Genomic DNA, 24,608 nt, shown 5'->3' with positions numbered 1-24,608 from the left:
CCGATTCCCAGCACGGCCTCCTGGCGTCCTGCCCGGTCGTGTGGTCCTGCCTGTTCGGCTCGCCCAGTTCCGCTTTCCAGCGCACGCGCAGACCGAACCTGTTCCCGTTGATCGCTATCCGGAAATCCCCATGCATCTCAAAGACCTGAAGAAAAAGAAGCCTGCCGAGCTGGTCCAGCTTGCCGAGGAACTGGGGGTCGAGAGCGCCTCGACGCTGCGCAAGCAGGACCTGTTGTTCGCGATCCTCAAGGTGCAGGCGGACAATGGCGACCAGATCATGGGGCTCGGCACGATCGAAGTGCTGGCCGACGGTTTCGGCTTCCTGCGCTCGCCCGAGAGCAACTATCTCGCCGGGCCCGACGACATCTACATCTCGCCGAACCAGGTCCGGAAGTTCGGCCTGCGCACCGGTGACACGGTCGAGGGCGAGATCCGCGGGCCGAAGGATGGCGAGCGCTATTTCTCGCTGGTGAAGCTCACCGCGGTCAATTTCGACGATCCCGACGTCGTTCGCCACCGCGTCAATTTCGACAATCTCACGCCGCTCTACCCCGAGAGCAAGCTGACGCTCGATCCCGCCGACCCGACCGTCAAGGACAAGTCGGCGCGCGTGATCGACATCGTGTCGCCGCAGGGCAAGGGCCAGCGCACGCTGATCGTCGCCCCGCCGCGCGTCGGCAAGACGGTCATGTTGCAGAACATGGCCAAGGCGATCACCGACAATCACCCCGAGGTGTTCCTGATCGTCCTGCTGATCGACGAGCGCCCCGAGGAAGTCACCGACATGCAGCGCAGCGTGAAGGGCGAGGTCGTCAGCTCGACGTTCGACGAACCCGCGCAGCGCCACGTGCAGGTCGCCGAGATGGTGATCGAGAAGGCCAAGCGCCTGGTCGAGCACAAGAAGGACGTGGTGATCCTGCTCGACTCGATCACGCGTCTGGGTCGTGCCTACAACACCGTCGTGCCGTCGTCGGGCAAGGTCCTGACCGGCGGTGTCGATGCGAACGCGCTGCAGCGTCCGAAGCGCTTCTTCGGTGCCGCGCGCAACATCGAGGAGGGCGGTTCGCTCTCGATCATCGCGACCGCGCTGATCGACACGGGCAGCCGCATGGACGAGGTGATCTTCGAGGAGTTCAAGGGCACCGGCAATTCGGAAATCGTGCTCGATCGCAAGGTCGCGGACAAGCGCGTCTTCCCGGCGCTCGACGTCGGCAAGTCGGGCACCCGCAAGGAAGAACTGCTGGTCGACAAGGCCAAGCTCTCCAAGATGTGGGTCCTGCGTCGCATCCTGATGCAGATGGGCACGATCGACGCTATGGAGTTCCTGCTCGACAAGATGAAGGATTCGAAGACCAACGAGAATTTCTTCGATTCGATGAATCAGTAACCGAGTGCGTCCTGCTGCGAGCTGCAGCAGGACTCGCACCGGTTCGGCCGGCGGGGCAGCGCCCCGACCGACGACGCGGCTTTGCCGCGGCGCCGACCAACAGTTCCAAAGCGGCACGCGAGAGCAATGGCTTTCGTGTGCCGCTTTGCTATGAAACACCATGAAATCCGCCACCTCCGCGCACCGAAGGTGGCTCGTCTCCGGGAGCTGACATCTTGAGTATCATCGCCATGCTGGCCACCGCCGCATCGGGAGTCGCCGGACCCGGCTCGCCGCTGGAGATATGGCAGCACATCGTCGCCGACTTCTCCAACCTCGGCGATCCGAAGGCGCTGGCCGCGTTCGGATCGGTCCTGATGATCGACCTCGTCCTTGCGGGCGACAATGCGATCGTCGTCGGCGCGCTTGCCGCGGGGCTTCCCGCCGAACAGCGCAAGAAGGTCATCCTGATCGGTATCGGCGCCGCGCTCGTCCTGCGCATTTTCTTCGCGCTGATCGTGACATGGCTGATGGGCATTGTCGGGCTGATCTTCGCGGGCGGCCTGCTGCTGTTGTGGGTCAGCTGGAAGTTCTGGCGTGAAATCCGCGAGGGTGCGCAGAACGCGGGCTCCGAGGAAATCCAGGGCGACGAGCGCTCGGGGATCAAGTCGTCGAAGGGCTTTGCCAGCGCCGCCTGGGCGGTTGCGGTCGCCGACGTGTCGATGAGCCTCGACAACGTGCTCGCGGTTGCGGGCGCGGCGCGCGAGCATCCGGGCATCCTCGTCATCGGCCTGTTGCTGTCGGTCGCGATGATGGGGCTGGCGGCGAACTACATCGCGCGCGTCATCAACCGCTATCGCTGGATCGCCTATATCGGCCTGCTGGTGATCCTCGTGGTCGCGGTGAAGATGATCTACGAAGGCTGGGTCGGCACCGGCGAAACGCTCGGGATCATCTCGCTGCTCGGCTGATCGCCACAGCGTCTGGATACGGAAAAGGCCTCGCCGGGATCGTCCGGCGAGGCCTTTTTTTATGTCCGTCGCGGGCTCGTCATTCCGGGCGTTTCTTGCCCCGACACAGACCCCACCATCGTCATCCCCGCGCAGGCGGGGATCCATATCCTCAAAGGGCGGCGATTCTTAGCGACGCCAGCTAGTATGGATTCCCGCCTTCGTGGGAATGACGGCGGTTGGGGAAGGGGGTGCCGCTCAGCCCAGATGCTCGGCGAAGAACTTGGCCGTCCGCTCGTCCGCCAGCTTTGCCGACGCATCCGACCGGCGCTCGCCGAACTCGGTCGCGAAGCCGTGGTCCTCGCCCGCATAATCGTAGATCGTGACCTTGGGGTGATCGTCGAGCCCGGCGTGCATCGCCGCCTGCGCATCCTTGTCGACGAAGTGGTCCTCCTCGGGAACGTGCAGCAGCACCGGGTGCGCGATCGCGTGCTTCTCGCCGAGCAGGCCGTCGATCCCGACGCCGTAATAGCCGACGCTCGCATCGATGTCGGTACGCGCCGCGGTCATGAACGCGAGGCGTCCGCCGAGGCAATAGCCGACCGCGCCGACCTTCGCGCCGTCACCGAGTTCGCTGCGCGCAGCGCGGATCGTCGCTTCGATATCGGCGATGCCCTTGTCCTGATCGAACTTGCCCATCAGCTCGAGCGCCCGCTCGAATTCGGGCTTGATGTCCGGATCGAGTTCGATGCCACGCTCGAGCCGCCAGAACAGGTCGGGCGCGATCGCGAGATAGCCTGCTTCGGCAAGCGTATCGCACTTGCGGCGGATGCCCGCGTTCACGCCGAAGATCTCCTGGATCACGATGATGGCGGCCTTGGGCGTGCCGGCGGGGAGCGCGCGATAGGCGTGGAAATCGCCGTCGCCGGCAAGCGTCGGGATGGTCGTCGTGTTCGTCATAGCAATACTCCTTGGTGCCGCTCGAGATCGAGCAGCCGGGATTTCGTGTGCGAGCCTTCGCCGGCGGAATACGCGCCAAGTACGCCTCCGGCTCCGAGAACACGGTGGCAGGGGACGAGAATTGGGAAGGGGTTGCGTGCGCAGGCCTGGCCGATCGCGCGCGGGCTCGACCCGATCGCGCGGGCAAGCGTGCCATAGGTCGCGGTCGCGCCATAGCCGATCGCGACGATCGCCTCGCGCAATGTCCCGCCGCGCGCGGTCGGGGAGGGGGCCAGCGGCAGGTCGAAATGCGTCAGCGTGCCGTTGAAATAGGCGGCGAGTTGGCGAAGCGCCTCGTCCACGGCGGGGCTGTCGCTGGCCGACGGCGCGGCATCGACGGGCCCGATCGTGACCGCCGTGATCCAGTCCGCGGTGCCGAGCACCGTGACCGTCCCGATTGGCGTTGCGATCGAGGCTGTATCCCGCGCATACATCGATACGCTATGCCGCGCGCGAACGAGCGGCTCAAGCAGCATCGTGAGGGGCCGCATATGAAGATGAACATCGAAATCGAATGCACCCCCGAAGAAGCGCGCCGTGCGGTCGGGCTGCCCGACCTGACGCCGATCCACGACCGCTATGTCAGCATGATGATCGAGGCGATGCCCGGCCTTGGCGAGGGGCAGATCAAACCCGAGATGATCGAGACGATGATGCGCAGCTGGCAACCGATGAACGAGGCGGGGATGACGTTCTGGAAACGTCTCTTCGATGGCGCGAACAAGTCGGGCAGCTGAGCGATCCGATGACGACGATCTATGCGGTGTCGAGCGGACGGCCGCCCGCTGCGATTGCGGTCGTTCGCATATCGGGGCCTGCTGCGTGCACCGCTGCGGAAACGCTCGCGGGTCGGCTGCCTGCGCCGCGTCATGCCAGCTTGCGGGGACTGCGCGATGCCGACGGCGCGCTGCTCGACCGGGCGCTGGTGATCGTCTTTCCTGGACCGCGAACGGCGACCGGCGAGGATCTGGTCGAGTTTCACTGTCACGGCGGCCGCGCGGTGATCGCCGCGGTCGAGCGGGCGCTGTCGCTGGTCCCGGGGCTGCGACCCGCCGAGCCGGGGGAGTTCACGCGGCGTGCGCTGACCAACGGACGGATCGATCTGACCGAGGCGGAGGGCCTTGCCGATCTGCTCGAGGCAGAGACCGAGGGCCAGCGTATCGCCGCGATCAACGCGGCCGAGGGGCGAGTGAGCCAGGCCGTGCGGGGCTGGATGGACGACGTCGCGATGCTCTCGGCGCGGATCGAGGCCATGCTCGACTTCTCCGACGAGGATGACGTGGCGAGCGACGCCGCGGCGTTCGACGCAATCCGGCTGGCGGTCGACGCGCTGGCGGACAGGATCGCTGGCGTGGTCGATGCGCCGCCCGTCGAGCGGCTCAAGGATGGCATCCGCGTGGTGATCGGCGGGCCGCCCAACAGCGGCAAGTCGACCTTGCTCAACCTGATGGGTGAGCGCGACGCCGCGATCGTCTCGTCCATATCGGGGACCACGCGCGATCGGATCGACGTCCCGGTGATGCGCGGTGGCATCGCCTATGTGCTGACCGATACCGCCGGACTGATCGACACGCTCGATCCGATCGAGGCGATCGGCGTTACGCGCGCGGAGCAGGCGATAACGACTGCCGACATTCTCGTCTGGCTTGCCGACACCGCGCCACCGCGGGACGATGCGATCTGGGTGCATGCCCGCGCCGATCTCGCAGGCCGTGATGTCGTGCCGGAGGGGCGCGCGATTGCGATTGCACAAACCGACCCGGCGTCGATCGACCGGTTGTGGGACCAGCTGCACCGCCGCGCGGATGCCCTGCTTCCGCGCAGCGACGGCGTTGCACTGAAGGCGCATCAACGACGCCAGTGCGCCGCAGCGATCGCGACGCTGAAAGAAACGTCTGCTGACCCTCTGATCGTCGCTGAACATCTGCGTCGCGCGCGGAGCAGCCTCGCCGCGGTGCTCGGGCTCGATGCGACCGGGGAAATGCTCGACGCGCTGTTCGGACGCTTTTGCATCGGCAAATGATGTTCCACGTGGAACAGCTTTGACCGGCCGGCCGCATGCTCCTAGGACGGCGGCATGTTCGATGTAGTGGTGGTTGGCGGAGGCCATGCCGGAACCGAAGCCGCAGCCGCGGCGGCGCGCCGGGGTGCGCGGACGGCTTTGGTCTCATTCGATGCGCGTCATATCGGTGCGATGTCGTGTAATCCGGCGATCGGTGGCTTGGGCAAGGGCCATATGGTCCGCGAGGTCGATGCCTTTGACGGGCTGATCGGCCGTGCGGCGGATGCCGCCGCGATCCATTACAGGATGCTCAATCGCAGCAAGGGCGCCGCGGTCCAGGGGCCGCGTGTCCAGGCCGACCGGCGTCTTTATGCCGGCGCAATCCAGACGATGCTCGCCGCCACCGCCGGACTGACGGTGGTCGAGGGGGAGGCCGTCGCACTGCGTTTCGATGGCGATCGTGTCGCCGGTATCGTGCTGGCGGACGGATCGATCGTCGCCGCGCGTGCGGTCGTGCTCGCAACGGGGACGTTTCTCGGCGGCAGGATCTTTCGCGGCGACGATCGCGCAGAGGGCGGGCGGATCGGCGAGCGCGCCGCAAAGCCACTCGCGGACCAGCTCCGCGACCGCGCGCTGCCGATGGCGCGATTAAAGACCGGGACGCCGCCTCGCCTCGATGGCCGCACGATCGACTGGGCATCGCTCGACGAACAGCCGACCGATGTCGAAGCGTGGACGATGTCGCCGATGACCGCCACGCGGCCGCTCCCGCAGATCGCGTGCGCGATCACGCGGACGACGGATGAGACGCACGCGATCATCCGTGCCGCCTTCGACCGATCGCCACTGTTCACCGGGGCCATCGAAGCGGCAGGCCCGCGCTACTGCCCGTCGATCGAGGACAAGGTCCACCGGTTCGGCGATCGTGACGGGCATCAGATCTTCCTCGAGCCCGAGGGCCTCGATGACTCGACCGTCTATCCCAATGGGCTGTCGACGTCGTTGCCGACCGAGGTACAGGCGGCGATGCTCGCGACGATCCCGGGGCTCGAGCGCGTCGTCATGACGATGCCCGGCTATGCGGTCGAATATGACCATATCGACCCGCGCGCGCTCGATACATGTCTCGCGCTCGGCGCGATCGAGGGCGTGTTTTGTGCGGGGCAGATCAACGGGACGACGGGGTATGAGGAAGCAGCGGGGCAGGGGCTCGTCGCGGGTCTCAATGCCGCCGCACATGCCTGTGACCTTGCGCCGGTGATCCTCGACCGGGCGTCGAGCTATCTCGGCGTGATGATCGACGATCTTGTGCTGCAGGGCGTGACCGAGCCGTACCGGATGTTGACCGCACGCGCGGAGTTCCGCCTGTCGTTGCGTGCGGACAATGCCGAAACGCGTCTTGGCGGGATCGCGCTTGCCGCGGGATGTCTCGGGGACGAGCGTCGAGCACATCAGCACCGGCTGGCGGAACAGCGTTCGGCCTTTCGCTCCGCGCTCAACTGCGAACGGACGGCGACCTATGTCGCGGATCAAGGCGTTGCGATCGGTCGCGATGGCGCGCGTCGCACCGCGTTCGACTGGCTGCGTTTCGATGGCGTGATGCTGTCGCATGTCGCGCCCGATGCCGCGGACGGGATGCCGCCGGCGGTGATCGGCGAGGTCCTCGAGGATGCACGGTACGCGCCGTATATCGAACGCCAGGCGCAGGAAGTCGCCCGGCTGCGCGCGGACGAAGCGATCCGGTTGCCCGAAGACCTTGCCTATGATCGCATACCCGGACTGTCGAACGAGATGATCGATCGGTTGAGCGTCGCGCGACCGACGTCGCTGGCGGCCGCGGCGCGTGTCCGCGGGATCACCCCCGCGGCGCTGTCGGCCGTGCTGTTGCATACGAAACGAGTAGCCGCATGACCGAAGACGACGCGAAGACATGGGTGAGCGACCGCTTTGGTGCCGACGCGACGGACCGGGTGTCTGCGTTCGTCGAGATGGTCGTGGCGGAAACGGAGCATCAGAACCTGATCGCGCCCTCGACGATCCCGACGATCTGGGAGCGGCATGTGGTCGATTCGCTACAGTTGGTCGCGCTCGCAGGGGAGGCGCCCGACGCCGGACGCTGGCTCGATATCGGCACGGGCGGCGGCTTCCCCGGCATGGTCGTCGCGCTGGTGCGTGACGGCCCCGTCGATCTGGTCGAACCGAGACGGCGCCGGGCCGATTTCCTCGGCCTCTGCGTCGCCCGGCTGGGGCTGGGTGGGCAGGTCGCCGTCCATGCCGCCAAGGTGGAATCGGTCAGCGTGAAGGCGTCCATCATATCGGCCCGCGCCGTAGCATCACTGGAAAACCTTTTGCGCGGCGCGGCACACTGCGCCACAACCGAGACGCGGTGGCTCTTGCCTCGGGGACGTCTTGATGAGGCCGAGATCACCGCGTTGCGGCAACAGTGGCGGTTTATGTTCCACGTGGAACACAGTGTCACGAATGCGGAGTCGTCGATCGTGGTTCTGACACAGGTGAACAAGCGGTGATCACGATCGCCGTAGCCAATCAAAAGGGCGGGGTAGGCAAGACCACCAGTGCGATCAATCTCGCCACCGCGCTCGCGGCGACGGGTATGCGCGTCCTGCTCGTGGATCTCGATCCGCAGGGCAATGCCTCGACGGGGCTCGGCATCGGCCAGTCGCAGCGGATCAAGTCGAGTTACGACGTGCTGGTCGGCGAGGCGACGATCGATCAGGCGGTCGTCCAGAGCCGCGTGCCGCGCCTCGATGTGATCCCGGCAACCGTCGATCTTTCCGGCGCTGAGATCGAGCTCGTCGAATTCGAGGCACGCACGCACCGGCTCGACCGGGCGATGCAGGCTGCGACGGGGCATTGGGATATCGCGCTGATCGACTGTCCGCCGTCGCTGGGCTTGCTGACGATCAACGCGATGGTTGCGGCGGACTCGCTGCTCGTGCCGCTGCAGTGCGAGTTCTTCGCGCTCGAGGGGCTGTCGCAGCTGCTCAGCACGGTCGAGCGGATCCGCCAGCGCTTCAATCCGGGACTGTCGATCCTGGGGGTCGCGCTGACGATGTATGATCGTCGAAACCGGCTGACCGATCAGGTGTCGGCGGATGTGCGTGCGGTCCTTGGCAAGGTCGTGTTCGAAACGGTGATCCCGCGCAACGTCCGGTTGTCCGAAGCGCCCAGCCATGGTCTGCCCGCGCTGATCTACGACCACCGGTGCAGCGGGTCGCAGGCCTATATAGCGCTTGCCCGAGAAATGATCGGTCGCCTTCCCGTGGCGGCGCAGGCGGCCGCGTGAGGGTGTTGGTATGAGTGAAGGTACGAAGCGCGGCCGGCCGGGTCTGGGACGCGGTCTGAACGCGCTGCTTGGCGAGATGGCGCGAGAGGCGCCGGTCAATGCTGGTGGCGAGACGCCGACGCAATCGGGCGTGCGCATGTTGCCGGTGAGCTCGCTGTCGCCGCATCCGGATCAGCCGCGCCGCCATTTCGACGAGGCGATGCTCAACGAACTCGCCGCATCGATCGCCGCGCGCGGTCTGATCCAGCCGATCGTCGTTCGCCCACACGGGCATGATTACCAGATCGTCGCGGGCGAGCGCCGCTGGCGGGCGGCGCAACGCGCGCGCCTCCATGAGGTGCCGGTCGTCGTCCGCGACTTCGATGATGCGGAAACGCTCGAGATCGCGCTGATCGAGAACATCCAGCGCGAGGATCTGAACGCGATCGAAGAAGCGCAGGCCTATCAGCGGCTCGCCGGCGAATATGGCCATACGCAGGAAGTGCTCGCGCGGATCGTCCACAAGTCGCGCAGTCACGTCGCGAACCTCCTCCGACTGCTCGAACTGCCGGCGCAGGTCCAGGCGCAGGTCGTCGATGGATCGCTGTCGATGGGCCATGCGCGCGCGTTGCTGGGGTCGCCCGATGTCGAGACGCTTGCCGACCAGGTGGTCGAACGGGGTCTGTCGGTCCGCGAGACCGAGAAGCTGGCGCGCGATGCAAAGCCGGGACGATCGCGATCGGGCGGGCGCGCTGCGACCCCGCCGGCGGACGCACGGATACCCGATGCGGATATCGCCGCCCTCGAGCGGCAACTCGCGGACCTCCTCGGCCTGCAGGTGCGCGTTGCGCATAGTGAGACCGGTGGGACGCTGACGCTCAGCTATTCGACGCTCGATCAGCTCGACATGGTCTGTCAGCGGCTGACGGGCGGCGCGATCTGACGGTCGGCGTCGGCTCTCCTTAGTTGATCGGCACCGACGTCGACCTGGGGTGAGGCCGATGGCCTCGGCGTTAATGCCGTCGCGCGATCGCTTGCGACAAGGCTACGACCGCAGCTTCGGCGACGACGCTGCCGGCGTTGCCCGACGCCATGATCGCGCGCTCGGCGGCTCGGACGCGTGCGATCGCCGTGGCGAGCATCGTCGGCGACCAGCGCCGCAGTGACTTGGCGGTCTGGGCCTCCTCGCGGAAAAAGACGCGGTGGCGCTTCATCACGACATCGACCGCGTCGCCACGATCGATCTCCCCGCGCATGTCGGCCAGCGTCACGAGCCGACGGACGAGCTGGCGCAGCCACGGGATCGGCGACGTGCCCGCCTGTTCGAGCAGCGCGAGTTCGGTCCCGAGATCGGCGACGCGGCCTTCGATCACCGCGTCGATCGCGCGCGTCATTTCCGCATCGCCGAGGTCGGCACCCACCGCGTCCAGCGCGGCGTGCTCGAGATCCTGTGGCCGCTCGGCGCTGGCATCGAGATACAGCGCGAGCTTGTCGATCTCGCGTGCCATCACGGCGCGGTCGCCGCCCGTCGTCTCGACAAGCCGCCGCGCGACGCCGCCTGCCAGGCGAAGGCCCTGATCGCCCGCCATCGTGGCGGCGAGGCGTTCGGCGTCGGCCGCAGTCGGCGCGTAGCAGGCAAACGCCATCGCGCGCGGCGATTCGAGCGCGAGCTTGACGATCTTCGCGCTCGTCTTGACCGATGGTGCGATCGCCACGACGGGGTTGCCCGCGCGATCGGCGTTCAACAGCGTCGTGAAGGCCTCCAGGCTTTCCTCGCCTGCGGTCGTCACGCGGACATGCCGCGCGGTGGCGAACAGCGACATCGCCGCAGCCTCATCCGCGAGCCGTGATGGATCGCCCTTCAACTGTACGCCGTCGAGATCGACGCGTTCGGCGTCGGGACCCATCGCCTTGCCGAGCGTCCGGGCCAGATCGGCGGCGCCAGCCTCGTCCGGGCCGTGGAGCAGATAGAGACGGATGTCGGGGCCGGGTTTGGCCAGCGCCGCGCGGATCTGGGCAGCGCTGGCCTTCACGGCGTCGGGCTGGTCGCGGGCGGATCGATCACGGCACGGCTCGCCGGGGTTCGCCGGGCATAGAGCGCAATACGCGCAACGATCTGGTCTGCGACGATCGCCGACAAGCGTTCGAGCGCGGTGTTTTCCGCGGCGATCGTCGCATATTCGGATCGAACGACGTCGATGCCGGCGTCGGACCCCGCGGTCGCGTCGAGCAGCACCGATCCGTCGCCGATGCGGACGAGTTGATAGCGTGCACGCAGGACGCGGCGCTCGCGCGAAACGCTGTCGTCGCGCCGCACGCCCAGACCACTGATCTGGTCGTCGAGCCGAATGTCGACGCGGTACAGCGGCGCGCTCCCGTTCGACGGCATGCGGTCGCGGAGCGCGGTTGCCATCAGCCAGCCCGCCTTGCCCTCGATCGGCGCAATCTCGACCTGTCCGAGCGCGCCTGCGACCGCGCCCGTGCTGCCGCCCGAATACAAGGGCTGCAGCCCGCAGCCGGCGAGCGTGACGGGCAGCATCAGCGCACCGGCGAGGATACGCAGCCGTGTCATGCGACGATGTTTACGAGACGGTCGGGCACGACGATCACTTTCCGGGGCGGCTTGCCCTCGAGCAGGCGGACGATCTTCTCCGAGGCAAGCGCAGCGGCTTCGACCTCGTCCTTCGGCGCGCCCTTGGGGAACACCAACGTGTCGCGCAGCTTGCCGTTGACCTGCACCGCGATGGTGACCTCGTCATCGACGAGCAGCGCCGGATCGACCGCGGGCCACGCAGCGTCGGCGATCAGGCCGTCATTGCCCGCGGTTGCCCAGGCTTCCTCGGCAACGTGCGGCACCATCGGGCTGACGAGCAGCAGCAACGTGCGGAGCGCCTGTTCGCGGTCGGCGGACGGCGGTGCCTTTTCGATCGCGCTGCACAAGGAATAGAGCCGTGCGACCGCCTTGTTGAACTGCAAGCCATTGATATCGCTCTCGATACCGACCGTCGTGCGGTGGCACAGCTTGCGCAGCGCGATGTCGTCACCTTCGGCTTTGGCGGCACCGTCGGCTTCGATCAGACGCCAGAGACGCTGGACGAACCGCCACGCGCCTTCGATGCCCGATTCGCTCCAGGGCAGATCACGCTCGGGGGGCGAGTCGGAGAGCACGAACCAGCGCACCGCGTCGGCGCCATACTGGTCGACGATCGGCTCGGGATCGACGGTGTTCTTCTTCGACTTCGACATCTTCTCGACGCGACCGACGGTGATCGCATCACCCGTCGCGATCTCGATGCCGTCGCGCACGTCGTCGGGGCCGAGCCAGCGCCCGTCCGTGGACTTGTACGTCTCGTGCGTGACCATGCCTTGCGTGAACAGACCGGCAAACGGCTCGGCGATGTCGAGCATGCCGATATGCTTCAGCGCGCGCGTCCAGAAGCGCGCGTAGAGCAGATGCAGGATCGCATGCTCGACGCCGCCGATATACTGGTTGACCGGCAGCCACTTCTCCGCGCCGCTCCGGTCGAACGGTTTCGCGTCCGGCTGGCTGGCGAAGCGGATGAAATACCACGACGAATCGACGAAGGTGTCGAGCGTGTCGGTCTCGCGCCGCGCATTCCCGCCGCAGCTGGGGCAGGGGACGTGCTTCCACGTCGGGTGGCGATCGAGCGGGTTGCCGGGGATGTCGAACGACACGTCCTCGGGCAGGACGATCGGCAGCTGGTCCTTGGGCACCGGCACCGCGCCGCACGCGTCGCAGTGGATGATCGGGATCGGCGTGCCCCAGTAACGCTGGCGGCTGACGCCCCAGTCGCGCAGGCGGAACACGGTCGTGCCCTTGCCCCAGCCTTCGCCCTCCGCGCGCTCGATCACGGTGCGCTTGGCGTCCTCGATGTCCATGCCGTCGAGGAAGTGCGAGTTCACGATGGTGCCGGCGCCCGTCCAGGCGGCGTCGCCGACGAACACAGGCGCCTCGTCATCGCCTTCGGAGACGACGCGCTTGACAGGCAGGTCATATTTGCGCGCGAAATCGAGATCGCGCTGGTCATGCGCGGGCACGCCGAACACCGCGCCCGTGCCATATTCCATCAGCACGAAGTTCGCGATGTAGACGGGGAGTTCCCACGTTTTATCAAGCGGATGCGTCGCGCGGATCCCGGTGTCGAAGCCCAGCTTCTCTTGCGTATCGAGCTCGGCGGCGGTGGTCCCGCCACGCTTGCAGAGTTCGATGAACGCAGCCGCATCGGAGTTCGTCTCGGCGACGGCACGCGCGATCGGATGATCCGCTGCGACCGCGACGAAGCTCGACCCGAACATCGTGTCGGGACGAGTCGTGAACACTTCGACCGAGTCGATGCCGGTCGCATTGCCCGCCAGCGCGAACTTGAACTGCAACCCCTGGCTGCGGCCGATCCAGTTCTCCTGCATCAGCTTGACCTTGTCGGGCCAATGCTCGAGCGCACCGAGGCCGTCGACCAGTTCGTCGGCGAAGTCGGTGATCTTGAGGAACCACTGCGACAGCTTGCGCCGCTCGACCAGCGCGCCCGAGCGCCAGCCGCGCCCGTCGATCACCTGCTCGTTGGCGAGCACGGTCATGTCGACCGGATCCCAGTTGACCGCCGATTCCTTGCGGTAGACGAGCCCCGCGGCGAACAGGTCGAGGAACAGCGCCTGTTCATGCCCGTAATAGTCGGGCTCGCACGTCGCCAGTTCGCGCGTCCAGTCGAGCGCGAAGCCGAGGCGCTTCAGCTGCGCCTTCATCGTCGCGATGTTGGCGCGCGTCCAGTTGCCCGGATGCACGCCCTTTTCCATCGCCGCATTCTCGGCGGGCATGCCGAACGCGTCCCAGCCCATCGGATGGAGCACTTCCATGCCCTTCATCCGACGGAACCGCGCGAGCACGTCCCCCATCGTGTAGTTCCGGACATGCCCCATATGGATGCGCCCCGACGGATAGGGGAACATCTCGAGCACGTACGAGCGCGGCTTGGTCGAAGAATCGTCGGCGGCGAACGTGTTGCGTTCGTCCCAGACCTTCTGCCACGCCGCGTCCGCCTTCAACGCATTGAAACGCGACGCCATGATGTCGTCCTCAGCCCGCGATCGAGGCGCGACGCAGGTCGCGGGCCTTGGTCAGGATGATGTCCTCAAGCTTTTGCGTGGTCGCAGCCTGGACGGGCGCGGACACCCACTGGCCGTTGCGGTTGATCTCGCGCAGTGCGGCGATCCGCAGCGCATCCGCGCGCAGGTCCTGGTCGAGGATTGATACCGTTACCTTCATCCGCTCGGACGGGGTCTGCGGATTGACGTACCAGTCGGTGACGATGACGCCGCCGTTCGAGTCGGTCTGGAGCAGCGGCATGAAGCTGAGCGTGTCGAGCGACGCGCGCCAAAGATAGCTGTTGACGCCGATCGTGGTGATCTTGGAGGCGGCCAGATCGGCCTTGGGACGGGCGCTGCCGCCGCCGCACGCGACCAGCGGCAGAGCGGCGAGAACCACGAGGGCGGTACGCGGGCGGAACATCGGCATCATCCTGGCAATAAAATGTGTCCAGCCTCTACAGGGGCGACCCCCGACCCGCAAGGATCGCCGCGGACGATCCCGGTCGTCGTGCGTCCTGATGTCTGCGCGCGTTCGGAGCGCGCATTGGTCAGGGGGAAGGCGGCGTGGCCGATCGGGCCGGGCGCGGGCGGCTGTGTGCCTAATGCAACACCTGCGGAGAATTGCCGGGTGTGGATGGCTGACGGGGATCAAACCGTGTTAGGCGCCGTTCAGCGAAAGACTCGTAAAGGGTCATCTATAAAATATTCGCAGGGAGTCGTGGTGTTGGTCGCCAAACGCGTGATGGTCGGGATGCTTGCTGGGGTGGTTGCGACCGCCGCGGCTTTCGTCGCGCCCGCGTTCGGCGCGTCCGAACAGCAGGTCCGGATCGCCAAGCGTCCGCCGCTCGCGGTTCGCGGGACGGGGTCGTTCACGCCATCGGCGGCCGATCCGCGGCTCGCTGCCCTGTTCGCGCGTGGCGGCTTCGATGCTGGCAGCTTCCGGTTCACGCCGGCCGAGACTCGCCGCGACAACCGTGCGGTAACCGTCGCGGTACGCGCGCAGACGAACCGCGGTATCGATACCACGCATCTTGCGACCAGCAGCGCGCCGACCGTCGGGCTCGCGCCGATCGCGTATAATCTTGGCATGTCGGTCGGGTGGAAGCGGTTCGCGGTTTCGGGCGATCTTGCAAAGATCGACCTGGCGGGCATGCCGGGCAGCCGCAGTTCGGCCGATCTTGCGGTCAGCTATGCCGGCAAGCGCTTCACCGGCAGCGTGAAGGCGGCGGCCGACCGGCCGATGGCCAACACGCCGCAACTCGTCGAGGACATGCCGAGCTATTCGGTCGATCTCGGCGGGTCCTATTCGCTGACGCGCAACATCGATGTCACCGCCGGTGTTCGCTATCGGTCGGATCGTGAGCGGTTCGTGCGTCTCGACGACGACCGCCGCGACAGCCAGGCGGTCTATCTCGGTACCGCGTTCCGCTTCTGAACGCGTGCCCGTCATGGGCAGAACGTGTTATCCCGCGATCACCGCCAGCCATCGATCGCGGCCCAGCCGTAAAAGCCGATCAACCGTAATTTCCGCCATCGTGTCCGGGTCACGCCACCGAGCGCGATGAGCGGCGCGCCGGCGGCACGGCCGATACGACGGGCCTTGACCGGCCCGATCGCCGGGGCGCCGGGATGCGAGCGCGTCGGATAGACCGGCGACACGAACACCGCATCGGCTTTCGCGATCGCGGCGGCCTGCGCCTCTCGCCGGTCATGCACGGCCCTGGTGAGCAGAGCAGACGGGTTTGGCCGGCGTCCACTGTGCCGAGCATCGATACCCGGCATCGCGCCAGCCGAGACCAGCACCAGCCCCCGCGCATGCGCTATCCTGCGAATCGCCAGCCCCAAGGTACGACGTTCCGCCGGCGGGGTTGCATAATGGCGGAACACGACACCCGATCCCGGCGGCAGGCGCCGCAGCGCACGCCATAGCGCGTCGCCCATTCGCTCGTCGGTCATCAGCCACTGACGTGGGACAGGGTTTCGGCGCCGCATTTCGCTGCCTATAGCGCGCATCATGACAGAGATGAATTCGACCGCAGATCTTGCCCCCCACGCCGTGACACCGCTCGCCGCGATCCGCGACCGGATTGCGAGGGCGGCGGCGATTGCCGGGCGAAAACCCGCGGAGGTGACGCTGATCGCGGTATCGAAGACGCATCCGGTCGAGGCGATCGAGCCTCTGCTGGAACAGGGCCAGCGTGTGTTTGGCGAGAACCGCGTGCAGGAGGCTGCCGAGAAATGGCCAGCGCTGCGCGAGCGTTATCCGGACGTCGCGTTGCATCTGATCGGGCAGCTGCAGTCGAACAAGGCCGCCGATGCGGTTGCGCTGTTCGACTCGATCCACGCCGTCGATCGGCCGTCGCTGGTCAAGGCGCTCGGGAAGGCGATGGCCGAGAGCGGACGTCGGCCCGACTGTTTCCTTCAGGTCAATATCGGCGACGAGCCGCAAAAGGGGGGCTGCGCGATTGCCGAATTGCCCGCTCTGCTGGAGGTGGCGCGCACGGCGGGGCTCCCGGTCGCGGGGTTGATGTGCCTGCCGCCCGCCGATGTCGAGCCGGCGCCGTATTTCGCGCTGCTCGCCAAGCTGGCGCGCGATCATGGCCTGACCGGGCTCAGCATGGGCATGTCCGACGATTTCGAGACCGCGGTGACGATCGGCGCGACTCATGTCCGGATCGGCAGCGCGCTGTTCGGCGCGCGCGGGACCCGGGCATGATGGCGTCGGTCCGGTTCGACGCGCTGCTGTTCGATTTCGACGGTGTTCTGATCGACAGCGAGGCGATCGGCAATCGCCACATCGCCGAGTGGCTGACCGCGGCCGGGCATCCGACGACGGCAGCCGATTCGATGGCCAATTTCATGGGGCTGGCCGGACCGCAGTTCGTCGATGCGGTCGAACGCTGGATCGACCGGCCGCTTCCCGACGATTTCTACGCCGCGCGCAAGGCCGAGGACGATCGCGTCATGGCGGCGGGGATCGATGCGATTGCGGGCGCGGTCGCGTTCGTCCGGTCGCTGCCAAAGGATTTGCCAAAGGCGATCGTCTCGTCGAGCCCCACGCGCTGGATCGCGCGGCATCTCGATCATATCGGCCTGCGCGATGCGTTCGGCGACCATCTCTACAGCGGTCGCGAGCATGTCGAGCACGGCAAGCCCGCACCCGATCTCTATCTGTTCGGTGCGCAGAGACTGGGCGTCGACATCACGCGCACCGCGATCCTCGAGGACTCGCCCGTCGGCGCGACCGGAGCGGTGGCCTCGGGTGGCTATGTCATCGGCTTGTCCGCAGGCACGCATTGCGGGGCAGGGCATGGTGATCGGCTGAAGGCGATCGGCGTCGATGCGCTCGCGGAAGATTTCGACGCGGTCGCCCGGTTGATGGCCTAGATCGGCGGCGTCCGCGGCGCGATCAGTGCCGTCGCCGGCGCAGGATCGCGCCGACGCCGGCGACGAGATCATAGGGTATCGCAGCGGCCTCGCGCGTACGCATCTTGATCTGGTAGCGACGACTGCCGCCATGCGGCACGTGGATCGCGGTTGCGGGCATGCCGAGCATCGCAAACAGCATGCGGATGCGCGGCTGATGGTAGCCGTCGGTACAGATCATGCACTGCGCGTACCGGCCCGCGCGGGCGAACCGCGTCGCGGCGATCACGCTCTGCAGCGTATCGACGCTCTTCTCGTCGAGGTGGATGCGCGACGGATCGACGGTTTCGGACAACAGCCCGGCCATGACCGAGGCTTCGGACGGACCATGATCGCCCTTTGCGCCCGAGCAGAAGAGTTCGGCTTCGGTGTAGCGCGCGGCGGCGGCGGCGGCGAACGCGATCCGGCGCGCGAGCGTGGGGCTCGGGTTTCCGTCGGGCCGGACCGCGGCGCCGAAGACGACGATCAGCCGCCGCGACGGTGGAATGTCGCTCAAAGCTGATGCCCGGTACGGTCGCGCTTGGTCGCGAGATACCGGCTGTTGTGCGGATTGGCGGGAAGCGCGTGCGGGACGCGTTCTGCCACCCGCACGCCGCTCGCCTCGAGCCCGAGGACCTTGGCGGGGTTGTTCGTCAGCAGCCGGACCCGGTCCTGCGACAGCAGCGTCAGCATCCGCGCGGCGACACCGAAATCGCGCGCATCGATCGCGAAACCGAGCCGCGTGTTGGCATCGACCGTATCGAACCCCTGGTCCTGCAGCGCATAGGCACGCAGCTTGTTGACCAGTCCGATGCCACGCCCCTCCTGGCGCAGATAGAGCAATATGCCCCAGCCGCTTTGCCGGATCGCGTCGATCGCCGCGTGAAGCTGCGGGCCGCAGTCGCATTTGAGGCTGCCGAGCACGTCACCCGTCAGGCATTCGCTGTGGAGGCGGACAAGCGGCGGCTGGCCATTGGGCTGACCGATGAGCAGCGCGATATGCTCGTCGGCGCTTTCGGGCGATCGGAACGCGACGATCTCCGCATCCTCCGCACCCTCCACCGGCAGTCGCGCGCGCGTCGCGATGACGAGCCGGGTCGCGTCCTCATGCGCGTCGATGTCGCGAGTCGTCGCGATCGCTTCCGGGGTACCCGTGCCCAGAAAGAACGCGGGCAGCAGACCGGCGATCCGGGCAAGCCGCAAGGCCGCGGTGGCGGCATCGGGGTGCGGGACCGGCAAGGTGCGGAACGGGCCCTTCAGCGGTGTCGCAAGATCGAACTGCGGATCCGCGAGCGCGGTCGCGGCGGCAAAGTCGATCCATGGCGCACGATCGACCAGCACGGGTGTGGTCGGGTCCGCGGCATCGAGCTGGTTGGCGAGCTTGAGCGTGACCGCGCGCCCCGACGAGATCAGCACGCCGCCGGTCTCCGACGGATCGAACGCCGCCAGCCGGTCTGCATCGGCACTTTCGACCGCAAGAAGCGTCAGCCCGTCGATCGCGATCGGCCAGCCACGACGCAGCGCATCCACTGCGCGGGCGGCCGCGCGAGGATTGGCGCCGGCTGGATCGGAATCGCGCGGCGCGATCGTCACGGTTTGCGCAGACCGGCGGGCGCGCTCAAAACGCGAACTCGGTCATGATCGGAACGTGATCGGACGGCTTCAGCCAGCTTCGGCAGGGTTCGAACACCTGATGCGCGGTCGCCGCAGCGGCGGCATCGCCCGTGGCCCACATATGATCCAGCCGCCTGCCGCGATCCGAGGCGGCCCAGTCCTTCGCGCGGTAGCTCCACCAGGTGAACAGCCGTGCCGGTGCGGGATGGAACTGACGACCGAGATCGACCCAGTTCCCGGCCGCCTGCAAGCGCGCGAGCGCCTCGACCTCGACGGGCGTGTGACTGACGACGTCGAGCAATTGCTTGTGGCTCCAGACGTCCGACTCGAGCGGTGCGATATTGAAGTCGCCGACCAGGATCGTCGGCCCCGAAAGCGTGGCCGACCACTGTGTCATTCGCTCGACGAAATCGAGTTTTTGCCCGAATTTGGGGTTCGCCTCGCGATCCGGAACGTCCCCGCCAGCGGGAATATAGACGTTTTCGAGACGGACGCCGTTTTCGAGCCGGACGCCGACATGGCGCGCCTCGCTATTGGCCTGCCAGTCGAGGCGATCGTCGGCCGTGATCGGTACGCGGCTGATGATCGCGACGCCGTGATGCATCCGCTGCCCGTGCAGGACGATGTGCTCGTACCCGAGCGCACGGAACGCATCGAGCGGGAAGTCACCGTTGATGACCTTCGTTTCCTGCAGGCACAGGATGTCGGGCGCGGCCTCGCGGAGGAATTGCTCGACGATACCGATCCGGAAACGGACCGAGTTGATGTTCCAGGAGACGATCTTCACGCAGGCGATGTAGCGTTGGACCGAAGGGCGGACAAGCCAGCGGGGGCCGCGGCGCAAGATATACGCCGCCGGAAAGGCCCGTGCCCTCGCATGAAAAGACCCCCGCTCCGGGGGCATGGAGCGAGGGCCGACTCAGCGTTCGTCACGCAGGCGGGATGTGGAAACACCGTCCGGGCAACAGGGGGAAAAATCCCGAACGACCCACATCCGCGAGCCACCCTCTAGCGGCCTCAACCTGTCGGGCCGATGAATGAAAGTGTAGCTTTTGTTCAGCTTACGCATTCGCCAGTCCGGACAAAGCCCGTCCGGGCGCGAAGTGTGATTTATGTCAGCGCGGCGAAGCCGTTCGACGGGGATCGTTCCAGCGGAAGACGCTGTCGCTGACGGTGCCGCCGAACTTCTGGTTCGACAGTCGAATCGTCGTGCGGTTGTTCTGGCTGTCGAGCGCAACCCAGCCCTGCAGCATCAGCCCACTAGGCGCAGCGGGATCGCGCGCGAACACCAGCGTGATGCGGCCATATTCGGGGTGCTTCGGATCGTTCGCCTCGACCGATACGACGCGGCGATCATAGCCCTCGACCAGCTTGGCATAGCGCGTGATGTCGCGCGACGGATCGAGCAGCACGCCGAGCGGCGAATTCTTGATCGGCCAGCGCTGCACCTGCTTGACCGAATAGTCGATGAAGGTCAGCGCGCCGCCCTCTGCGACGATCAGGATCGGCACTCCCTTTTCATACTGGAAGCGGAGCTTGCCGGGCTTCTTGAGCGTCAGCACGCCGGTCAGGACCTTGCCGTTGCGATCCGCCTGGGAAAAGTCCGCGGTCATCGTGTTGACAGACTGAAGATGACGCTGGACGGCGGCGAGGTCGCCGGTCGCCTGTGCGGCGAGCGGGGCCGGCATCGCTGCGACCGAAAGGGCGGCGATCGTCGCGATCGCTGCGGGGCGGGTGTTGAACATCGAAATCTCCTTGGGGCGGGGACGATTGCCGGCCCGCGCTTGAACCGCCACTGAATTCGGCGTGGCTTCGGTATTGAATGCGCGTCCGACAGCACAGTCCCGTCAGGATGACGGGACAGGAAAGACCAACTGCCCTACAGCGTGATCGCACCCTTCAACCCGAGCACGCCGACATCGCGGGCATCGTGCACGCCGCCCGGATTGTGGATGAACTGCACGTTCGGCCGCAATTCCAGCCATCTGGTCGGATGCACGCTGTAATAGATCTCCGACGCATATTCCGCATCCTGCACCGCCGGCCGCGTCGGATCGAGCGCCTGCCCCCTCGCGACGCGTCCGTTCACATTGGTCCGCGCGATACCGATGCCGAGGATATCGCCGGGCCGCCACGGCACGAGCCCCTTGTAGAACAGGCCCGCCGCGACCTGGTTGTCGGTCACCGAGGTCTGCCGATCGGCCTGCGTCGCGTTGAGGAACACGCTGAGCCCGGTCACGGACTTGCCGTCCTTCGAGGTGCCCGTGAGCTGTTGCTGGAGGTTGAAAAACACGCCGTAGCGCGCGCTGCGCCGAAGCGGTTCGAGCCCGGTGATCACGATCGGCTGTCGATTGCGGTCGTAGAACACATCGTCGCCGTTCGACGTGTTGATCCAGCCGCCGACCTTGTACGCGCCGACGCGGCCATCGTTATCGCCGCGCCGCCATTCGGCTTCGATCGGCACGAGCACGCCGGTCGCGCCGTGGAACCGGCCGATCACGAAATCCTTTTCGAGATTGCGCGGGTTCACCTCATAGGCGGCGGTCTTCAGCGTCAGCCGGTCGCTGACGTCGTAGCGCAGCCGCGCGCCCCATTGCCCGACGGGCCAGTTATACCAGTAATCGCCGACCAGATTGCCGGGCTGCGCGCCGCAGAAACTCAGATTCTGGAAATAGCAGGAGAAGACCGCGAAATCCTCGCCGGGATTGGTCCGCCCGATCTTCAGTTCGAGCTTCTCCCCCAGTTTCTGCTCGTACCAGAACTGCGTCAGGCGCAACGTCTGGCCGCGGCCATACACCTCCTGCACCTGTTGCAGCACGCCGAGATTGGCGTCGGCGCCGAGATCGCGGCCCCGACGATAGGTGATGGTCGCCTGGAACGCACCGCCCTCGAGCCCGACCACCTTGTCGAGATCGAGCAGCATGCCGAGGTCGAACTGTCCGGTCTCGCGTAGCAGCTTCCGGTCGCCGCCCGAAAAATTATAGCCGCTCTCGGAGGCATAGCGCGCGCTGAGCCCGATCCCGCGATCCGCCAGCCTTTTGCGAATATCGAACCAGTCGGCGAACAGCCCGGGCGGTGGGGTGCGCTGCGTATCGGCGGTGAGCGCCGACGGGGAAAGATCGCTGTCGCGACGAACGCCCGCGCGCGGACGATGCTGCGTGTCGGTGGTGCTGCTCCCGGGGGTTTGTTTGGCGGTGTCCTGCGCCGAACCCTGCGCGGATATAGCGAGCGCCAGCGCCACCGCCACCAACCACCGATACTGCATTAAGTCCGCCTGTTTCAGTCACTTGTCACAGCCCCGTAGATCAGGCTGCGAGCGTCCGAAAGCCTCCGTCACGCCCGGACGCGGCGAGCCGGCCGCGGGTTCGGCAAATCCTCTCCCGGCCGGGGGGGGGGAGGATCGGTATTTGACCGCTAGATCGCATGCCCCTCGGTATCGCGCAGCACTTCGCGCCGCCCGACATGATCGGGCCGCCCGACGATGCCGTCCTTTTCCATCCGCTCGATCAGCCGCGCGGCCGAGTTATACCCGATCCGCAGCTGGCGCTGCAGCCACGAGGTGGAGGCCTTCTGCGATTCGCACACGAGCTGGATTGCGGACCGATATTGCTGATCCTCCGCCGAATCCTCGCCGGTCGGTGCGCCTTCGAGCGCAAAGCCGTCCTCGGGCTCCTCGGTGACCGACGAGATATAGTCGGGCAGCCCCTGCGCGCGCCAGTGATCCGCGACCGCGCGGACCTCGTCGTCGCTGACGAACGGCCCGTGGACGCGGACGATGCCCTTGCCGCCGGGCATGTACAGCATGTCGCCACGACCGAGCAGCTGTTCGGCGCCCTGTTCGCCGAGGATGGTACGCGAATCGATCTTCGACGTGACGTGGAAGCTGATGCGCGTCGGCAGATTGGCCTTGATGACGCCAGTGATGACGTCGACCGACGGGCGCTGCGTCGCCATGATCAGGTGGATACCCGCCGCGCGCGCCTTCTGCGCGAGCCGCTGGATGAGGAACTCGACCTCCTTGCCCGCGGTCATCATCAGGTCGGCGAGCTCGTCGACGATCACCACGATCTGCGGCAGCACGTCGTATTCGAGCTTCTCCTCCTCGTACATCGGCGCACCGGTGTCGGGATGATAGCCGGTCTGCACCTTGCGACCCAGCGGCTGCCCCTTGGTCTTGGCAGCGCGCACCTTGTCGTTGAAGCTCGCCAGGCTGCGCACGCCGACCGACGACATCTGGCGATAGCGATCCTCCATCGTCTCGACCGCCCATTTGAGCGCGCGCACCGCCTTGGCGGGATCGGTCACGACCGGCGACAGCAGATGCGGAATGTCGTCGTACATGCTCAGCTCGAGCATCTTCGGATCGATCATGATCATCCGGCATTGGGTCGGCGTCAGCTTGTACAGCAGCGACAGGATCATGCTGTTCAGGCCGACCGACTTGCCCGAGCCCGTCGTACCCGCGACCAGCAGATGCGGCATCGGCGCGAGATCGGCGATCACCGAATCGCCCGCGATGTTCTTGCCGAGGATGATCGGCAGCTGGGCCGACTGGTCCTCGAACGTCTGGCTGCCGACGAGTTCGTGCAGCGACACCGCCTCGCGTCGTGCGTTGGGCAGCTCGATGCCGATCACGTTGCGCCCCGGGATCACCGCGACGCGTGCGGAGATTGCCGACATGTTGCGCGCGATGTCGTCGGCCAGCGCGATCACGCGACTGGCCTTCACGCCGGGCGCGGGCTCGAGTTCGTACATCGTCACGACCGGTCCCGGCCGGACCTCGATGATCGATCCCGTCACCTTGAAATCGTCGAGCACGTTCTCGAGCAGACGCGCGTTGCGCTCGAGCCCGGCCTTGTCGACGACGTTGCCCTGGCTTGGCGGCGAGGGGACGAGCAGATCGACGGACGGCAACGTGAAATTGTCGCGCAGGTCGAGCGAGGATTGGCGCTCCTTGGGCTTTGCCTGCGAGGGTGCGTTCTGGCGATCGGCGATCACGGGGGCGGGACGCGTGTCGGGTTCGGCGACCGCGCGCGGCGCAACCGCCTTGCGTGTCAGCGTCAGCGGCTCCTCCTCGTCCTGTTCGTCGTCGTCATACGCATCCGCGTCGCCGAACACGCCGTTCTCGGTCCGCGTCCGCCGGAAGCGCCATTTGCGGTCGCCCAGATCGAGCTCGACGCTCCGGCCCCAGATCAGGGCGCCGCCGACCGCGGCGATCAGTCCGACGGCGCGCGCGGACCAGAGTTCGATGCCGGCGTCGCCGATGAACGCGAGCGCCCAATGGACGCTGCTGGCGGCGGCAAGCCCGACGACTCCGCCCCAGCCGGCGGGCAGCGCCAGCACGGCACCGTCCGATACGAAGGCGAGCGCAGACGCCATCAGCGCGACGCCGATGGTCGCACCGCGCAGCATCCGCACCCAGCGTCCGGCGGGCTGGTCGCGCCATAGCCGCATCGCGACGATCGGCCCGACCGGCAGCAACAGCGCGACCACGGGGCCGAACAGCGACAGCGCGATGTCGGCGAACCACGCTCCCGGCGGCCCGATCAGATTTGCGGGGTAGCCCCCCGACGCGGTATTCAGCGCCGGATCGCCGGGATGATAGCTCGCGAGTGCAACCGTCATCAGCACGGTCGATGCGAAGATCACGATCGCCGCGATCAGCGCGCCGCTGCGCACCGCCCCTGCCTTTACCGTCTCACGCCACAAGGCTGGCTGCGCGCGGCTGGCCATGACCCGTAATCCTTCAATGTCCGATACCCGACTTTTCATCGCGCCGCCCGGGTCCGACGTCAAGGCGAGCGCGACGGACCGCCGGTTTCGTCCATCGGTACGGCATGGGGCACTGACGAAGACAATCGGGGTTATCGCCCCACCCGATCG

General features: G+C 66.8%; 24 protein-coding genes. 11 read left to right on the top strand and 13 right to left on the bottom strand.

Going from position 1 to position 24,608, the window contains the following annotated elements:
• Positions 1–130 precede the first annotated feature (130 nt).
• Both rho and AC0CH3_RS13455 read left to right on the top strand, forming a co-directional pair.
• The gene (rho, locus tag AC0CH3_RS13460) at positions 131–1,387 is read left to right on the top strand and encodes a transcription termination factor Rho (protein ID WP_354300620.1); all 1,257 of its coding nucleotides are present in this window, start codon (positions 131–133) and stop codon (positions 1,385–1,387) included.
• Between the two features lie 230 nt (positions 1,388–1,617).
• Entirely contained in the window at positions 1,618–2,337 is a 720-nt protein-coding gene (locus AC0CH3_RS13455) for a TerC family protein (protein ID WP_354301280.1), read from the top strand.
• 237 nt (positions 2,338–2,574) lie between these two features.
• Here the strand turns inward: AC0CH3_RS13455 and AC0CH3_RS13450 are convergent, their stop codons facing one another.
• Complete coding sequence (locus tag AC0CH3_RS13450; RefSeq protein ID WP_354300621.1) at positions 2,575–3,276, bottom strand: dienelactone hydrolase family protein; 702 nt, start codon at positions 3,274–3,276, stop codon at positions 2,575–2,577.
• Entirely contained in the window at positions 3,273–3,806 is a 534-nt protein-coding gene (locus AC0CH3_RS13445; RefSeq protein WP_354300622.1) for a methylated-DNA--[protein]-cysteine S-methyltransferase, read from the bottom strand. The genes AC0CH3_RS13450 and AC0CH3_RS13445 overlap by 4 nt, the downstream gene beginning before the upstream one ends.
• Here AC0CH3_RS13445 and AC0CH3_RS13440 point away from each other — a divergent pair, their 5' ends adjacent.
• From AC0CH3_RS13440 to AC0CH3_RS13415, 6 genes are read left to right on the top strand one after another with little or no spacing between them, the layout of a single operon-like run.
• Positions 3,807–4,052, top strand: a complete 246-nt coding sequence (locus AC0CH3_RS13440) for a DUF6489 family protein (protein WP_354300624.1) — start codon at positions 3,807–3,809, stop codon at positions 4,050–4,052.
• 8 nt (positions 4,053–4,060) lie between these two features.
• A complete protein-coding gene (gene mnmE / locus AC0CH3_RS13435; RefSeq protein WP_354300625.1) occupies positions 4,061–5,338 on the top strand; it encodes a tRNA uridine-5-carboxymethylaminomethyl(34) synthesis GTPase MnmE in 1,278 nt (425 codons plus the stop codon).
• Positions 5,339–5,392: 54 nt separating this feature from the next.
• A complete protein-coding gene (gene mnmG / locus AC0CH3_RS13430) occupies positions 5,393–7,228 on the top strand; it encodes a tRNA uridine-5-carboxymethylaminomethyl(34) synthesis enzyme MnmG (protein WP_354300626.1) in 1,836 nt (611 codons plus the stop codon).
• Entirely contained in the window at positions 7,225–7,845 is a 621-nt protein-coding gene (locus AC0CH3_RS13425) for a 16S rRNA (guanine(527)-N(7))-methyltransferase RsmG (RefSeq protein ID WP_354300628.1), read from the top strand. The genes mnmG and AC0CH3_RS13425 overlap by 4 nt, the downstream gene beginning before the upstream one ends.
• Positions 7,842–8,624, top strand: coding sequence for a ParA family protein (locus AC0CH3_RS13420; RefSeq protein WP_056018280.1), 783 nt, complete (start codon positions 7,842–7,844; stop codon positions 8,622–8,624). The genes AC0CH3_RS13425 and AC0CH3_RS13420 overlap by 4 nt, the downstream gene beginning before the upstream one ends.
• A 10-nt stretch (positions 8,625–8,634) precedes the next feature.
• Positions 8,635–9,546 (top strand): ParB/RepB/Spo0J family partition protein, encoded by a 912-nt coding sequence (locus AC0CH3_RS13415; protein ID WP_056018278.1) that lies wholly within the window; start codon positions 8,635–8,637, stop codon positions 9,544–9,546.
• A 70-nt stretch (positions 9,547–9,616) separates the two neighbouring features.
• Here the strand turns inward: AC0CH3_RS13415 and holA are convergent, their stop codons facing one another.
• Genes holA through AC0CH3_RS13395 form a run of 4 tightly spaced genes read right to left on the bottom strand, consistent with a single transcriptional unit; the run spans position 9,617 to position 14,127 of the window.
• The gene (gene holA, locus AC0CH3_RS13410; RefSeq protein WP_354300630.1) at positions 9,617–10,636 is read right to left on the bottom strand and encodes a DNA polymerase III subunit delta; all 1,020 of its coding nucleotides are present in this window, start codon (positions 10,634–10,636) and stop codon (positions 9,617–9,619) included.
• A complete protein-coding gene (lptE, locus tag AC0CH3_RS13405) occupies positions 10,633–11,175 on the bottom strand; it encodes an LPS assembly lipoprotein LptE (protein ID WP_056018273.1) in 543 nt (180 codons plus the stop codon). Before lptE ends, holA begins: the two co-directional genes overlap by 4 nt.
• Positions 11,172–13,685, bottom strand: coding sequence for a leucine--tRNA ligase (gene leuS / locus AC0CH3_RS13400; RefSeq protein WP_354300632.1), 2,514 nt, complete (start codon positions 13,683–13,685; stop codon positions 11,172–11,174). Before leuS ends, lptE begins: the two co-directional genes overlap by 4 nt.
• A 10-nt stretch (positions 13,686–13,695) precedes the next feature.
• Complete coding sequence (locus AC0CH3_RS13395) at positions 13,696–14,127, bottom strand: DUF3576 domain-containing protein (RefSeq protein WP_056019170.1); 432 nt, start codon at positions 14,125–14,127, stop codon at positions 13,696–13,698.
• Positions 14,128–14,427: 300 nt separating this feature from the next.
• Here AC0CH3_RS13395 and AC0CH3_RS13390 point away from each other — a divergent pair, with 300 nt between their 5' ends.
• Complete coding sequence (locus tag AC0CH3_RS13390; RefSeq protein ID WP_465237992.1) at positions 14,428–15,141, top strand: hypothetical protein; 714 nt, start codon at positions 14,428–14,430, stop codon at positions 15,139–15,141.
• Positions 15,142–15,179: 38 nt separating this feature from the next.
• On the opposite strand, the gene AC0CH3_RS13385 is transcribed toward AC0CH3_RS13390, so the two are convergent.
• Positions 15,180–15,662, bottom strand: a complete 483-nt coding sequence (locus tag AC0CH3_RS13385; RefSeq protein WP_354300634.1) for a thiamine phosphate synthase — start codon at positions 15,660–15,662, stop codon at positions 15,180–15,182.
• A gap of 67 nt (positions 15,663–15,729) precedes the next feature.
• Between AC0CH3_RS13385 and AC0CH3_RS13380 the strand changes: the two genes are divergently transcribed.
• Both AC0CH3_RS13380 and AC0CH3_RS13375 read left to right on the top strand, forming a co-directional pair.
• Complete coding sequence (locus AC0CH3_RS13380; RefSeq protein ID WP_354300635.1) at positions 15,730–16,422, top strand: YggS family pyridoxal phosphate-dependent enzyme; 693 nt, start codon at positions 15,730–15,732, stop codon at positions 16,420–16,422.
• The gene (locus AC0CH3_RS13375) at positions 16,419–17,093 is read left to right on the top strand and encodes an HAD family hydrolase (RefSeq protein ID WP_354300636.1); all 675 of its coding nucleotides are present in this window, start codon (positions 16,419–16,421) and stop codon (positions 17,091–17,093) included. Before AC0CH3_RS13380 ends, AC0CH3_RS13375 begins: the two co-directional genes overlap by 4 nt.
• Positions 17,094–17,115: 22 nt before the next feature.
• Here AC0CH3_RS13375 and AC0CH3_RS13370 read toward each other — a convergent pair whose 3' ends face one another.
• The 6 genes from AC0CH3_RS13370 to AC0CH3_RS13345 all read right to left on the bottom strand — a co-directional run bounded on the left by AC0CH3_RS13370 (position 17,116) and on the right by AC0CH3_RS13345 (position 24,458).
• Positions 17,116–17,628, bottom strand: a complete 513-nt coding sequence (locus tag AC0CH3_RS13370) for a YdcF family protein (protein WP_056018266.1) — start codon at positions 17,626–17,628, stop codon at positions 17,116–17,118.
• Positions 17,625–18,704 (bottom strand): GTP cyclohydrolase II, encoded by a 1,080-nt coding sequence (ribA, locus tag AC0CH3_RS13365; protein ID WP_354300637.1) that lies wholly within the window; start codon positions 18,702–18,704, stop codon positions 17,625–17,627. The genes AC0CH3_RS13370 and ribA overlap by 4 nt, the downstream gene beginning before the upstream one ends.
• Before the next feature lie 25 nt (positions 18,705–18,729).
• The gene (locus AC0CH3_RS13360; protein WP_333995744.1) at positions 18,730–19,512 is read right to left on the bottom strand and encodes an exodeoxyribonuclease III; all 783 of its coding nucleotides are present in this window, start codon (positions 19,510–19,512) and stop codon (positions 18,730–18,732) included.
• Between the two features lie 328 nt (positions 19,513–19,840).
• Positions 19,841–20,470: a LolA family protein gene (locus AC0CH3_RS13355; protein ID WP_354300638.1), complete on the bottom strand. Its 630-nt coding sequence runs from the start codon at positions 20,468–20,470 to the stop codon at positions 19,841–19,843.
• A 134-nt stretch (positions 20,471–20,604) separates the two neighbouring features.
• On the bottom strand, positions 20,605–21,990 hold the full coding sequence (locus tag AC0CH3_RS13350; protein ID WP_465237991.1) for a carbohydrate porin: 1,386 nt from the start codon (positions 21,988–21,990) through the stop codon (positions 20,605–20,607).
• Positions 21,991–22,139: 149 nt separating this feature from the next.
• A complete protein-coding gene (locus AC0CH3_RS13345) occupies positions 22,140–24,458 on the bottom strand; it encodes a DNA translocase FtsK (RefSeq protein ID WP_056018260.1) in 2,319 nt (772 codons plus the stop codon).
• Between the last annotated feature and the right edge of the window lie 150 nt (positions 24,459–24,608).

The sequence above is a fragment of the Sphingomonas sp. AC449 genome (assembly GCF_979253475.1).
This window is presented reverse-complemented; position numbering and strand designations above follow the sequence as displayed.

Bases quoted from the DNA above. Each gene is read 5' to 3' on its own strand.
- AC0CH3_RS13425 (WP_354300628.1), top strand. From the start codon at position 7,225: ATGACCGAAGACGACGCGAAGACATGGGTGAGCGACCGCTTTGGTGCC.
- AC0CH3_RS13450 (WP_354300621.1), bottom strand. From the start codon at position 3,276: ATGACGAACACGACGACCATCCCGACGCTTGCCGGCGACGGCGATTTC.
- AC0CH3_RS13355 (WP_354300638.1), bottom strand. From the start codon at position 20,470: ATGTTCAACACCCGCCCCGCAGCGATCGCGACGATCGCCGCCCTTTCG.
- lptE (WP_056018273.1), bottom strand. From the start codon at position 11,175: ATGACACGGCTGCGTATCCTCGCCGGTGCGCTGATGCTGCCCGTCACG.
- AC0CH3_RS13445 (WP_354300622.1), bottom strand. From the start codon at position 3,806: ATGCGGCCCCTCACGATGCTGCTTGAGCCGCTCGTTCGCGCGCGGCAT.
- AC0CH3_RS13345 (WP_056018260.1), bottom strand. From the start codon at position 24,458: ATGGCCAGCCGCGCGCAGCCAGCCTTGTGGCGTGAGACGGTAAAGGCA.
- AC0CH3_RS13395 (WP_056019170.1), bottom strand. From the start codon at position 14,127: ATGTTCCGCCCGCGTACCGCCCTCGTGGTTCTCGCCGCTCTGCCGCTG.
- AC0CH3_RS13385 (WP_354300634.1), bottom strand. From the start codon at position 15,662: ATGACCGACGAGCGAATGGGCGACGCGCTATGGCGTGCGCTGCGGCGC.
- leuS (WP_354300632.1), bottom strand. From the start codon at position 13,685: ATGGCGTCGCGTTTCAATGCGTTGAAGGCGGACGCGGCGTGGCAGAAG.
- AC0CH3_RS13350 (WP_465237991.1), bottom strand. From the start codon at position 21,990: ATGCAGTATCGGTGGTTGGTGGCGGTGGCGCTGGCGCTCGCTATATCC.
- AC0CH3_RS13375 (WP_354300636.1), top strand. From the start codon at position 16,419: ATGATGGCGTCGGTCCGGTTCGACGCGCTGCTGTTCGATTTCGACGGT.
- AC0CH3_RS13440 (WP_354300624.1), top strand. From the start codon at position 3,807: ATGAAGATGAACATCGAAATCGAATGCACCCCCGAAGAAGCGCGCCGT.
- AC0CH3_RS13455 (WP_354301280.1), top strand. From the start codon at position 1,618: ATGCTGGCCACCGCCGCATCGGGAGTCGCCGGACCCGGCTCGCCGCTG.
- AC0CH3_RS13380 (WP_354300635.1), top strand. From the start codon at position 15,730: ATGAATTCGACCGCAGATCTTGCCCCCCACGCCGTGACACCGCTCGCC.
- mnmE (WP_354300625.1), top strand. From the start codon at position 4,061: ATGACGACGATCTATGCGGTGTCGAGCGGACGGCCGCCCGCTGCGATT.
- rho (WP_354300620.1), top strand. From the start codon at position 131: ATGCATCTCAAAGACCTGAAGAAAAAGAAGCCTGCCGAGCTGGTCCAG.
- AC0CH3_RS13415 (WP_056018278.1), top strand. From the start codon at position 8,635: ATGAGTGAAGGTACGAAGCGCGGCCGGCCGGGTCTGGGACGCGGTCTG.
- mnmG (WP_354300626.1), top strand. From the start codon at position 5,393: ATGTTCGATGTAGTGGTGGTTGGCGGAGGCCATGCCGGAACCGAAGCC.